This is a genomic window from Yersinia sp. 22-579 (assembly GCF_030433455.1).
GTDB classification, from domain to species: Bacteria; Pseudomonadota; Gammaproteobacteria; order Enterobacterales; family Enterobacteriaceae; genus Yersinia; species Yersinia enterocolitica.
Window position 1 is genome coordinate 89,419 of the sequence record NZ_JAUJTZ010000001.1, and the last position, 12,675, is coordinate 102,093.

Consider the following 12,675-nt stretch of genomic DNA (forward strand, 5'->3'; position numbering starts at 1 on the left):
TATCATTCAACTGATGTATTGCTGCTGATTTGTGGCGGGCTTCATGGCAAACTAGGGGCATAGATAATGATTTTAAGCCCCAGTTGGAGAATACCTTGGACAAGATTTTCGTCGATGAAGCAGTAAATGAGCTGCACACCATTCAGGATATGTTGCGTTGGGCCGTCAGCCGTTTTAACGCGGCCAATATTTTTTATGGTCACGGTACTGATAATCCGTGGGACGAAGCGGTGCAATTGGTTTTTCCAAGCCTGTTTTTACCGATAGATATTCCAGAAGATATGCGCAGTGCGCGTCTGACATCCAGCGAGCGTCATCGTATTGTTGAGCGAGTTATTCGCCGGGTAAATGAGCGCATTCCTGTTGCTTACCTGACTAATAAAGCCTGGTTCTGTGGCATGGAATATTACGTTGATGAGCGTGTATTGGTACCACGTTCACCGATTGGTGAACTGATTAATAACAATTTTTCTGGGCTGATTCGTCAGCAACCTAAGCATATTTTGGATATGTGCACCGGCAGCGGCTGTATTGCTATTGCTTGTGCTTACGCTTTCCCGGAAGCGGAAGTGGATGCTGTCGATATCTCCAATGACGTGTTAGCGGTGACTGAGCACAATATTCAGCAGCACGGCATGGAGCATCAGGTCACGCCTATTCGCTCTGACTTGTTCCGCGATTTACCGCCTATCAAATATGACTTGATTGTCACCAACCCGCCGTATGTTGATGCTGAAGATATGGCTGATTTGCCACAGGAGTTCCGCTTCGAGCCTGAACTGGGTCTGGCTGCGGGCAGCGATGGTTTGAAACTGGCCCGTCGCATTCTGGCTTGTGCGCCAGACTTTTTACAAGATGATGGCGTGCTGATTTGTGAAGTGGGCAACAGCATGGTGCATTTGATGGATGAATATCCAGATGTGCCGTTCACTTGGCTGGAGTTTGACAATGGCGGTGATGGCGTCTTTATGCTGACCAAACAGCAACTAATTGATTGTGCGTCACATTTCAGCATGTATCGCGATTGATCATTGACTTTTAAACCTGTCAGGGTGACGAGTATTGCCCTGACAAAGTGCTTATTCGAGAATTCAAGGAGCCGTGATGGCTGGGAACAGTATAGGGCAGTTTTTCCGCGTCACCACTTTTGGTGAATCTCACGGTATCGCCTTGGGATGTATTATAGACGGTGTTCCACCGGGCATTCCTATCACCGAGGCTGATATTCAGTTGGATCTCGACCGACGTCGGCCAGGTACCTCTCGCTACACCACTCAACGCCGTGAACCGGATCAAGTGCGCATTCTGTCTGGCGTGTTTGAGGGGATCACCACCGGTACCAGTATCGGCTTGATGATTGAAAATACCGACCAACGTTCGCAAGATTACAGCGCAATTAAAGATGTGTTCCGCCCAGGCCATGCCGACTACACCTATGAGCAGAAATACGGGGTGCGTGATTATCGTGGCGGTGGTCGCTCTTCTGCCCGTGAAACGGCGATGCGTGTTGCTGCCGGTGCTATTGCGAAAAAATATCTGGCGCAGAAATTTGGCGTGCAGGTGCGTGGTTATTTGGCACAAATCGGTGATATCAGTTGTGACGTGGTTGACTGGGATCAAGTTGAACAAAATCCTTTCTTCTGCCCGGATGCCAGCAAATTGGAATCACTGGATGCCCTGATGCGCGAGCTGAAAAAGGCGGGTGACTCTATTGGTGCCAAAATTACCGTGGTGGCTGAACATGTGCCTGTCGGTCTGGGGGAACCCGTATTTGATCGTTTAGATGCTGATTTAGCCCATGCGCTGATGAGTATCAATGCGGTGAAAGGGGTGGAAATTGGCGATGGTTTTGCTGTGGTGACCAAACGTGGTAGCGAAAACCGCGATGAAATTACGCCACAAGGTTTCCAAAGTAACCATGCTGGCGGCATTTTAGGTGGCATCAGCAGTGGGCAGCCAGTGGTGGCACATATCGCGTTGAAACCCACCTCCAGTATCACGGTTCCGGGGCAAACTATTAACCGGCAGGGCGAAGCGGTTGAGATGATTACCCGTGGTCGTCATGACCCTTGTGTTGGCATCCGCGCCGTGCCGATTGCCGAAGCGATGATGGCTATCGTGTTAATGGATCACCTACTGCGCCAGCGTGCACAGTGTGGCGATGTGGTTTCAGACGTTCCGCGCTGGTAAGTACAATGAAAAAATGGATAGCGGGCTTATTGGCACTGATTGCCATCAGCCCGGTTATGGCAGCGACGCCATGGCAACAGATTACTCACCCGGTGGCAGGATCTCCGCAGGCAATTGGTGGTTTTGCCAATGGCTGCGTTATTGGTGCGATGCCGTTGCCACTTGAGTCAGCCGATTATCAGGTGATGCGCCCGGATCAGCGCCGCTATTTTGGACATCCGGATTTGTTGAACTTTATCCATCGCCTGAGTGATAAAGCCCAGAAAAATCAGCTGGGTACCCTGTTGATTGGTGATATGGCGATGCCCGCTGGCGGGCGTTTTAGCAGCGGTCATGCCAGCCATCAATCTGGCCTGGATGTGGATATTTGGCTGCAACTGCCGAAGCAACGTTGGAGCCAGCAGCAATTATTAAAACCACAACCCATTGATTTGGTTGCCGCCGACGGTAAACGCGTGATGCCAGCATTGTGGCAGCCGCAAGTTGAAAGCCTGATTAAACTGGCTGCCAATGATAATGAAGTGACACGTATTTTCGTTAATCCGGCGATTAAAAAGCAGCTTTGTTTAGACGCCGGTGCGGATCGTACCTGGCTGCATAAGGTGCGGCCGTGGTTTGGGCATCGTGCCCATATGCATGTGCGTTTGCGTTGCCCGGCCGATAGCCTGGAATGTCTGGACCAAGATACGCCACCACCGGGTGATGGGTGTGGTGCTGAATTGGAAAGTTGGTTCCAGCCTCATCAGCCAAGTGCTAAACCGGGCAAAACCTTACCACCACCATTGCCACCTTCCTGTCAGGCTTTGTTGGATAACCATTTCGCTGCGGAATAAATCATGGATTGGTTTACCCTAGGTCCTGCGGTTTTAGGGATATTATTTTTAGTCGCTTTATTGGCCGGATTTATTGATTCCATCGCCGGCGGCGGCGGGTTGCTAACCGTTCCGGCACTGCTGGCGGTGGGGTTACCGCCGGCGCAGGTGTTGGCGACCAACAAGCTACAATCTGTTGGTGGATCATTCTCCGCTAGCCTTTATTTTATCCGCCGTGGAGCGGTTAATCTGAAGGAACAAAGGCTTACCATTGCTCTCACTGTGGTGGGATCAATGTTAGGCGCCATTTTAGTCCAGCATATGCGGGCCGATATTCTGCGGCAAATTTTGCCACTGTTGGTGATAGGTATTGGGGTCTATTTTCTGGTGACCCCCAAGCTCGGAGAAGTTGACCAACAACGCCGTCTGTCTGCGCTGCCCTTCGCCCTAATAGCGGGCGGTGGTGTAGGTTTTTATGATGGTTTCTTTGGCCCTGGAGCCGGTTCTTTCTATGCTCTGGCCTTTGTGACCTTGTGTGGCTTTAATCTGGCGAAATCCACGGCTCACGCCAAAGTGCTCAATTTCACCTCCAATCTCGGTAGCCTGATTTTCTTTATTGTCGGCGGCAAAGTGGTGTGGAGTATCGGGTTGGTGATGCTGGTGGGGCAAGTCCTGGGGGCACGCCTGGGGGCTCACATGGTATTGACCAAAGGGCAGAAATTGATTCGCCCAATGATTGTCGTGGTGTCATTCGTCATGAGCTGCAAGCTACTGTATGACAGCCACGGTGCTGAGATTTCCACCTGGCTAGGATTACATGTTTTCGCATAATAATTTGTTTTGCATAACTGAAAATATCAAACAGAACAGTGAGCTTGAATGCCGCTGCTGATACCGCTGTTACGGACCCAAGCATGACTCATGATTATCAACAATTAATCGATATTTTTAATAGCTGTTTTAGTGATGAATATAATACCCAATTGGTGAAAGGCGATGATGAACCCATCTATCTACCCGCCGATGAACAGTTTTCTTATCATCGGGTGATTTTCGCTCATGGTTATTACGCCAGCGGTATGCATGAAATCTCTCATTGGTGTATTGCCGGGGAAGAGCGCCGCAAGTTAGTCGATTTTGGCTATTGGTACTGCCCCGATGGGCGCGATGCATTAACTCAAAGCCAGTTTGAAGTGGTTGAGATCAAGCCACAGGCACTGGAATGGATGTTTTGCGTGGCAGCCGGTTTCCCGTTCAATGTCAGTTGCGACAATCTGGAAGGTGATTGCGAGCCAGACCGCATCACATTTCAACGAAAAGTGCGCGAACAGGTATTGTGGCATCTGGAAAACGGAATATCCCCACGACCTGCGCGCTTTATTCAGGCGCTACAATCGTTTTACAATACGCCATCATTCGCGGCAGAGCTTTTCCCTTACCCGGAAGATTTAGCTTAGTTTTCTGTTTGACTGAACATCCATTATTTTTGGATATAAAAATGAATATATTGAGGAAACGATGATCGCAGAGTTTGAAACGCACATCCTGGCGCAGATTGATGACATGGTAGAGCACGCCAGTGATGATGATTTATTTGCTGGCGGTTACCTGCGCGGTCATTTGACATTGGCAGTGGCTGAATCTGAAGAGTTTGGTGAGCACACTGCTGAGCAGCTACACGCAAGGGTCCAAACCAGTCTGGATAAAGCCATCAAAGCCGGTGAGCTTTCCCCTCCGGATCAGGCTTTAGTATTGGGGTTGTGGGATCGTTTATTGGAAAACGCCCAAAATCCCCCTTCGTCTTTGAAGCAGCAGGGGTGTTAGCTACGCTCACGCACCCGAATCACTTACCGGTGTAAGCTCATCGGGATTTGCTCGCTTGCTGCCTACCTGCGACGTCAATGACTTTGGGGATTCATGTGTCCTTGGAGTCGCAGGAGTTAGCCACGCGATTCTCCGGCTAAGATAATATCGAGGTACGCTGTTGTACCGGCCTGCCTTTCAGTAATTTTCGAATCCAGAATCGGTTAGGATTCAGGGCCGCCAGCGTGGTTGCATCTAATGGCTGCGGTTCGCCAAACATTTGTGCGGCCAGAATCTCTGCCACCAATGGCGCGCTGCACAAACCGCGTGACCCCAAAGCACCTACCATAAATAGCTCTGGCCACACCGGCGCGAGGGGAATGTCTTCGCCATGCTGAATTTTACTTGGCAAATCCTGGTATTGCGCCAGTGTGGCACTGTAATCCGGTACTGCGCCCACCATCGGCAAATGGTCACGAATAGCACAACGCACGCCACAGCGCGCCTGATTATCACTGATATCCACCTGTTGCGGCCAACTGACATCAGGCAGGCAGCGTAACAGGCGATCCCGATTTTCTTGCTGTTCGTCGGCACGAAAATCAGTCGTAACATCACCGCGCTGATAACTGGCACCAATACAGTGGTGCTGATTAGCGGGGTTCACTGGTGTTAGGTAACCGTCATAGCACAGCACTTGCCGCAACTGGCTGAGTACCGGCGTGGTGGGAATGTGTGAAACCTGCCCGCGCACAGCCGACAGCGGCAGATGCCGTGTTTGCTCCCATTCGGGTAAGCGGTGGCCGGTGGCCAGCACCACAGTGGCATGTTGCCTGCTTGCCTGCGGTTGCTTGTTTGCTGTTGATTGCTTATTGTTTGCTATCGATTGCTTAAATGTGAGCTGCCATTGCCCGTCAATCCGCTCTAGCTGATGCAGTTCATGCTCATAGTTGCAGGTCATACCATTTTGTTGTGCCAGCGCCATGAGTTCTGTGGTGAGGTCTGATGGGCAAAGCCAACCACCGGCGGGGTAGTGGATACCATCGTGAGCGCAATCTAACCCAGCCAGCGCACTGAGTTGTTCGCGACTCATCGCTGCGGCAAGTGATGCCGGCCAATCGGTTTGCAGCATTTTATCAATCTTGCCACGGCTTTTAGCATCAAAGGCCAACTGGCTGACGCCGCACCACTGATGATCAAAGCGGATACCTTGCTCAAGTAATTGAGAGTATTGGCGGCGGGCAAAGGTAAAAGCACTGGTGAAAAAGATTTCCAGTGCATCATTTTTGCCGTTAAGCAGTGGGTAGAGTGCGCCTTGTCGGTTGCCTGATGCACCTTGGGCAGGTTGTGCGTCGGCGCAATAAAGTGTCACTTTAGCGCCACGGCGCAGTAACGCTAGTGCGGTTAAGGCGCTGACAATTCCTCCGCCGATGATGGCGATATCATCACAACGAGTGGCCGATGGCCGGTGATACCAAGGCTCAGATTGGGTATTAAGGCGTTGTGGCAGTACGCCGGTCAGCATCTCACGTTTCTGCCCAAAACCTTTTATTTTAGCGACATCAAACCCTGCTTGTTGCAAGCCACGGCGTACAAATCCTGCCGCCGTAAAAGTGGCGAATGTGCCGCCGGGCCTTGCCATTCGTGCCATGGCATTAAACAGCACATCATTCCACATATCAGGGTTTTTAGCCGGTGCAAAACCGTCAAGGAACCACGCGTCCACTTGATTATTCAAGCTGGAATCCAACTGAGGCAGCAGGGTATTCACATCACCAAACCACAGGTCCAGCGTGATAGCCCCCTCAGCCAGTAAAATGCGGTGGCATCCGGCCAGCGGCAACGGCCACTGAGCACGGAGTTGTTCGGCAAAACAGGCCAGTTCAGGCCAGCGCTGGTGGGCGGCGGCTAAATCAGCGACCTGAAGGGGGTATTTTTCGAAACTAATATAGTGTAAACGTTGCAGTTTAGCTGCGGGATGAAGCTGGCGAAACTGGGCGAAGTCACGCCATAATGTCAGGAAATTCAACCCAGTACCAAAACCAGTTTCGGCAAAAATACAGTTATCACGCGGATGTTGGGCAAAGCGCTCGGGAAAGCCATTTCCCTTGAGAAAAACGTAGTGAGTCTCTTCTAATCCATCTTCATTAGAAAAATAGATGTCACCAAACTGTTCCGATACAGGTGTACCCTGTTCATTCCAGCTTAATGTTGCCGTTTGGATTGGGGGGTGGCTCACGTTGAAAGACTCATATCTCAAGGGGTAGGGCGATTCTAACTATGTGACCCGCTGCGTGCAAATCGTAAAATTATCTGGGTATATTACGCTGATCGGACTTGTTCGGCGTACAACTGTACGCTAAAGTGCGTTGCAAAATCCCGAATGTAAAATAAGTGGAAGAGGTATTGAATGAAGCGTGCAGTCATTACTGGCTTGGGTATTGTATCCAGCATTGGTAATAACCAGCAGGAAGTTCTGGCATCTTTACAGGAAGGCCGCTCTGGCATTACTTTCTCTCAGGAATTTAAAGACGCAGGCATGCGCAGCCATGTGTGGGGCGACGTAAAGCTCGCACCTGAGACCATTACAGAAAATATCGACCGTAAAGTGCTGCGCTTTATGAGCGATGCCTCTGTTTATGCTTATCTTTCCATGAAACAGGCCATTGAAGATTCTGGTCTGACGGAAGAACAAGTCTCCAATTTCCGCAGTGGGCTGGTCGTCGGCTCTGGTGGCGGTTCACCACGTAACCAGGTTGCCGGTTCTGATGGCATGCGCGCGAAAGGTTTGCGTGGCGTAGGCCCTTATATGGTGACTAAAGCGATGGCATCTGGTGTCTCCGCGTGTCTGGCAACACCCTTTAAAATCAAAGGCGTAAACTATTCCATCAGTTCCGCTTGTGCCACCTCAGCACACTGTATTGGCCATGCGTTGGAACTGATCCAACTGGGCAAACAGGATGTGGTGTTTGCCGGTGGCGGTGAAGAACTGTGCTGGGAAATGTCCTGCGAGTTCGACGCTATGGGCGCATTGTCTACTAAATACAATGAAACTCCAGATAAAGCATCCCGTACCTATGATAAAGACCGTGATGGCTTCGTCATTGCTGGCGGCGGCGGTATGGTTGTTGTTGAAGAGTTGGAACATGCGCTGGCGCGTGGCGCACATATCTATGCTGAGATTGTGGGTTACGGCGCAACATCAGATGGCGCTGATATGGTGGCCCCATCAGGTGAAGGCGCAGTACGTTGCATGAAGATGGCAATGGACGGCGTTGATACACCAATTGACTACATGAACGTACACGGCACTTCTACTCCTGTGGGTGATGTGAAAGAGTTGGGTGCGATCCGCGAAGTATTTGGTGATAACACGCCAGCTATCTCCTCAACCAAAGCCATGACCGGTCACTCTCTGGGTGCCGCCGGTGTGCACGAAGCTATCTTTAGCTTATTGATGGTTGAGCACGGCTTTATTGCTCCAAGCATTAATATTGAAAATCTGGATGAGCAGGCTGATGGGATGAATATCATCACTACGCCAACTCAACGTGAATTGACCACGGTTATGTCTAACAGCTTCGGTTTCGGTGGCACCAACGCTACCTTGGTTATGCGTAAATACCAGAAATAAGATCAATCGCAGATATTTCTGCTAGATGATCGTTAATAATTAGGCCTGCGAGAGATCGCAGGCTTTTTTATTCGCTATAAAATAAACACAGCTCTCGGAAATAGCCCAATTAACAAAAATACCTATTTTTTAGCTTAATTTCTGCGTTTCTTATAAAAGAAGTCTGGTAGATCACATGTTATTCATAAAAATATCTTATACTCAAGATCTGGTAAAGATAACACTATAAAAAGTAGGTGATTGAATCGTAAAGTATTCACGCTAATCTTGCCTGTTTTTACTGTGTTTATATTCTTTTAAAGTCAAATTTAGAGCTAAAAAATCCTTGCCTGCTCAAAAACGTTAATTCACAATATTAGAACAATAATTAAACAAATCTATTTTTGCTTTCTAATTTACCAACACAGCAGGGTAGTTTAATGAGCCATAATCAAAGTGATCAGAAGTTTAAGATTGCCGATTTAAATGAGCGCGTCGTTCATGAAATTCTCGAAGTGATAAGTGATGGTATCTGGGACTGGAACGCCAACAATGGATTTGTTTATCGCAATACCGGCTGGTATGAAATGCTGGGATATCCGGCCCATGCTTTTGAGAATACAGTACATACCTGGGAGAAAATTATTCATCCAGATGATTTTGAAAGGGTTATGTTTCAGTTCGATGCGTATATAAATCAACAAGCCGAAAGATATCAGATTGAATACCGTTGCCGAACTCATGATGGTGACTATATCTGGATAGAGGATCGCGGCAAGGTGATTGAACGTAATAGTGATGGCACAGTATCCAGAATGATAGGTGCTCACCGGAATATCCATGACAGAAAGAATCGTCTTGAAAAATTGGAATTAAAAAATAAAACCTTGGAAGCATTAGTCGAAGAACGAACTACTGAGTTACGTGAAAGTAATTTTCAGCTTCAACAGCAATTAGATATTAAAAAAATTCTTTCAGAAACGGATGTATTAACCTCTGCTGCGAATCGTTATTTGTTAGAAAAGGTTCTAAAGCATGAATATAACCGTGCTAAGCGTTTTTGCCAGCCACTCTCATTACTTTCATTAGATTTAGATAATTTTAAATCTATTAATGACAAATACGGCCATTTGGTGGGTGACTTAACTCTGACACATATTGTTGATGTCATTAGGAATAGCATTAGAGAGATTGACGTTTTAGGCCGTTGGGGTGGCGATGAATTTATGATTGTCTTACCTAATACGCAATTAACTGAGGCCAAAAGTATCGCTGAGAAAATCAGAAAATTGGTTGAGATCATGCCGGTGGATGGCAATATTCATGTCACAATGAGTCTGGGTGTGGTTGAGTTGGAACAAAACGAATTGCAGGAGCAATTACTCATTCGCGCAGATAAAATGCTCTATAGCGCAAAAGCTGCGGGCAAGAATATCATTATCGGCTGATATTCTTGGCCCGTGATGCTATCAACTTTCAGTATTACTATGGCTGAAGCGCATATTGAGCTGCGGCTTTAGCATGTATCGCCGTGGTATCAAATACCGGCACCTTGGCATCTTGCGTATTTACCAGTAGGGTAATCTCAGTACAGCCAAAGATAATCCCTTGTGCGCCTTGCTCTTCTAAATGGCCGATGATACGGCGATATTCCTGACGTGACGTTTCACTGGTAATGCCAAGACATAGCTCTTCATAAATAATGCGATTAATGATTTCGCGGTCTGCACTGTTTGGCGTAATCACGTTAATATCGTGTTTTTCAGTTAAACGCCCACGGTAGAAATCTTGCTCCATGGTATAGCGGGTGCCGAGTAAACCGATCTTATTGATCCCTTGTTGCTTGATTTGCGCCGCAGTGGCGTCGGCAATATGCAATAAAGGTAATCCACTGGCCGTTTCAATATCATTTGCCACTTTGTGCATGGTGTTGGTGCATACCACCACAACCTCTGCCCCGGCACGTTTTAAGGACAGCGCGGCATCGGATAGCACCTGGCCCGCAGTTTGCCAATCACCTTTGGCCTGTAACTGCTCAATTTCATGGAAATCCACACTGTAGAGAATAATCTTGGCGCTGTGTAATCCGCCTAATTGCTCTTTAACGTGTTGGTTGATCATCCGGTAATAGGGGATAGTTGATTCCCAACTCATACCGCCAATAAGGCCCAAAACCTTCATCATTATTATTCCTATCCGTTGTTTATGGCCGGTGAAAGTGTAATTCCGCATGGATACCAAGATAACGGCAGATATACGGTAAGACAATATGAGGTAATGATGGCGAGATAGGATTTTTATTAATTCGATATTTATCAATGCAGTGTTGCCTCAGGATAACCGCCGTAGCGGCTATCCTGAATATGGACTAGAACCAGGCTTCCCACATCGCCCCGACGTTGAAAGAGTCAAGACGTGTATCTTCGGTGTCGGTCGTGGTGGCAGTATGTTTGTTATCGACTTCACCACCGGTGACATAGAAGCGCAGCATTGGTCTGAAGTCTGCGCCCATTGCGATAGAAATATTCTGGGACAGTGTTAGTTTCCAGCCTTTGTTATCGCCGCCGGTATCATAATCTACCCGCTGATAACCCGCTTCGAGCCAGGTCGAATGAACGTCATTCCAGAAATGCATTGGGCGAATAATCACACCATAGTTACGACGATTATCCTCATTATGATTACTTCTATCATAATCATGGAATGCGGCGAGGTAGGTCACGGAGGTTTGTGGTGTGAACTTATAGGTACCCTCAACACTGGTATAAATAGTACGGAGGTCAGCGGTTTTGTTATAAACACTGTTGTCGGAATTATCTGAATAACGGGTAACCCATTTATTTTCGATGTTTTCACCTGTATGGCTAAGCACTACGGCAGTCTGCCAGGCTTTCAACTTTTCTTCGCTTTCAATAGCTTTAGAATCAAAACCATAGTTGGTAAACAATTCAAAATTGATCGGCCCCAACTTCACGCCATGTATTTTGGAGGTCAGAGCATAATGCCCGTTATCACCGGTTCCTGAACCACCAGTACAGGTAATGCGTGATGGATTTGATTGGTCTGCGACAACTTCAGGATTACAGGATTGCACTGCACCAACAGCTGCTGCATCAAGTTGAACACCACCGAGATCCAGGTTTTTTATCCCGGCACCTTGTCCGTCGTGGGTCATCCAGAAGTAGTCATTAATACCTTGTTGTGGGCGCTGATGGAAATCACGACCAGCCCATAAATAAGCATTCGGCTGAGATTCAAATAAGTTAGTCACCCCGGCGTACGCTTTTTTCAGGTTAACTTCATCACCCCAATGGTCAAGCATGACCACCACATCCCATATCGCGCCATTGTCGCCTTTAAAGGCTTTAGAAAGTTGGAACTCCCCACCGTTGCCTTCATTACCCAAACGGCCAATCGCTGAAGAACCATTATAGGAGCCATCAACGCCTACGTATTTTTGGTCACCCGCTTGGAACTGTGCGCCATAACGTGCATAAGCATTGAATTTTAGACCGTAAGGGATAGCCATATCCGGGCTTGGCGGAATAGAGGCTTTCTCAACGATATCTACGCTTGGTTTTTGAATAGTGGCAGCTTCTATTTTTTCTTTACGTTCTGCCAGTGCTTTTTCTACTGCATCGGCCACTATTTTATTAAGTTGCTCAGTGGTAATCGTGGTAACTGTTTCTTGTGCCAGTACAGAAAGAGGGCAAAGCGCGGCGATAACCGCCATTGCTAATGGAAGTTGTTTATATATTTTCATCGCTATCTCAATTTAGTATTTTATTATAGTAGGCGATATTATCTCGCCCGAATTTAACAGGATAATAGTGCTATCACCAAAGTAAGGTTGTTTCTATAATTTCATTAGAATAAGTTTTATTTGAATTTTAGGCGTAATAGTCTCTCCGTTTAAGATGGATGATATTTTTTATAATTAAAAATTAACGCTGATAAAGATGAATAATTTCTTCTGATAATTCGCGAGCCAATAAAGAAGTCATTAAATGGTCCTGTGCGTGAACCATAATAAGTGTCATCGGTTGTCTGGCCTCTCCTGCATCTTGTTCAATTAGCTTGGTTTGCATATGGTGCGCCTGACGGGCAAAGCCATCAGCTTCCTGTAGTAAACTTTTGGCTTTATCAATGTCGCCTTTGCGTGCAGCTTGTAATGCTTCAAAGCACAGGCTACGTGATTGTCCGGCATTAACAATAATTTCCATTACTGCTTCTTCTAATTCAATCATGATTTATTCC

At 47.5% G+C, this 12,675-nt stretch carries 12 protein-coding genes; 8 read left to right on the top strand and 4 right to left on the bottom strand.

Going from position 1 to position 12,675, the window contains the following annotated elements; translation table 11 throughout:
• The first annotated feature begins 95 nt into the window (after positions 1 to 95).
• The 6 genes from prmB to QSV56_RS00590 all read left to right on the top strand — a co-directional run bounded on the left by prmB (position 96) and on the right by QSV56_RS00590 (position 4,826).
• A complete protein-coding gene (prmB, locus tag QSV56_RS00565; protein WP_019081969.1) occupies positions 96 to 1,028 on the top strand; it encodes a 50S ribosomal protein L3 N(5)-glutamine methyltransferase in 933 nt (310 codons plus the stop codon).
• A 76-nt stretch (positions 1,029 to 1,104) separates the two neighbouring features.
• Positions 1,105 to 2,190, top strand: a complete 1,086-nt coding sequence (aroC, locus tag QSV56_RS00570) for a chorismate synthase (protein WP_046050557.1) — start codon at positions 1,105 to 1,107, stop codon at positions 2,188 to 2,190.
• Between the two features lie 5 nt (positions 2,191 to 2,195).
• Positions 2,196 to 3,023 carry a penicillin-insensitive murein endopeptidase gene (mepA, locus tag QSV56_RS00575; protein WP_050915624.1) on the top strand — a complete coding sequence of 276 codons (828 nt, stop codon included), beginning with the start codon at positions 2,196 to 2,198 and terminating at the stop codon, positions 3,021 to 3,023.
• Positions 3,024 to 3,026: 3 nt separating this feature from the next.
• Complete coding sequence (locus QSV56_RS00580; protein ID WP_046050558.1) at positions 3,027 to 3,833, top strand: sulfite exporter TauE/SafE family protein; 807 nt, start codon at positions 3,027 to 3,029, stop codon at positions 3,831 to 3,833.
• 83 nt (positions 3,834 to 3,916) lie between these two features.
• Complete coding sequence (locus QSV56_RS00585) at positions 3,917 to 4,459, top strand: elongation factor P hydroxylase (protein ID WP_005171927.1); 543 nt, start codon at positions 3,917 to 3,919, stop codon at positions 4,457 to 4,459.
• A 61-nt stretch (positions 4,460 to 4,520) separates the two neighbouring features.
• Entirely contained in the window at positions 4,521 to 4,826 is a 306-nt protein-coding gene (locus QSV56_RS00590) for a YfcL family protein (RefSeq protein WP_046050559.1), read from the top strand.
• A gap of 136 nt (positions 4,827 to 4,962) precedes the next feature.
• On the opposite strand, the gene mnmC is transcribed toward QSV56_RS00590, so the two are convergent.
• Positions 4,963 to 7,044: a bifunctional tRNA (5-methylaminomethyl-2-thiouridine)(34)-methyltransferase MnmD/FAD-dependent 5-carboxymethylaminomethyl-2-thiouridine(34) oxidoreductase MnmC gene (mnmC, locus tag QSV56_RS00595; protein ID WP_046050560.1), complete on the bottom strand. Its 2,082-nt coding sequence runs from the start codon at positions 7,042 to 7,044 to the stop codon at positions 4,963 to 4,965.
• A gap of 171 nt (positions 7,045 to 7,215) precedes the next feature.
• Here mnmC and fabB point away from each other — a divergent pair, with 171 nt between their 5' ends.
• Positions 7,216 to 8,439, top strand: a complete 1,224-nt coding sequence (gene fabB / locus QSV56_RS00600) for a beta-ketoacyl-ACP synthase I (protein WP_046694784.1) — start codon at positions 7,216 to 7,218, stop codon at positions 8,437 to 8,439.
• A gap of 419 nt (positions 8,440 to 8,858) precedes the next feature.
• Positions 8,859 to 9,866, top strand: a complete 1,008-nt coding sequence (locus QSV56_RS00605; protein WP_019081975.1) for a sensor domain-containing diguanylate cyclase — start codon at positions 8,859 to 8,861, stop codon at positions 9,864 to 9,866.
• A gap of 37 nt (positions 9,867 to 9,903) precedes the next feature.
• Here QSV56_RS00605 and QSV56_RS00610 read toward each other — a convergent pair whose 3' ends face one another.
• The 3 genes from QSV56_RS00610 to QSV56_RS00620 all read right to left on the bottom strand — a co-directional run bounded on the left by QSV56_RS00610 (position 9,904) and on the right by QSV56_RS00620 (position 12,665).
• Positions 9,904 to 10,599 (bottom strand): aspartate/glutamate racemase family protein, encoded by a 696-nt coding sequence (locus QSV56_RS00610; RefSeq protein ID WP_162197873.1) that lies wholly within the window; start codon positions 10,597 to 10,599, stop codon positions 9,904 to 9,906.
• 187 nt (positions 10,600 to 10,786) lie between these two features.
• Positions 10,787 to 12,181 (bottom strand): carbohydrate porin, encoded by a 1,395-nt coding sequence (locus QSV56_RS00615; RefSeq protein WP_019081977.1) that lies wholly within the window; start codon positions 12,179 to 12,181, stop codon positions 10,787 to 10,789.
• Positions 12,182 to 12,362: 181 nt separating this feature from the next.
• Positions 12,363 to 12,665, bottom strand: coding sequence for a PTS lactose/cellobiose transporter subunit IIA (locus tag QSV56_RS00620; RefSeq protein ID WP_005171894.1), 303 nt, complete (start codon positions 12,663 to 12,665; stop codon positions 12,363 to 12,365).
• Positions 12,666 to 12,675 lie beyond the last annotated feature (10 nt).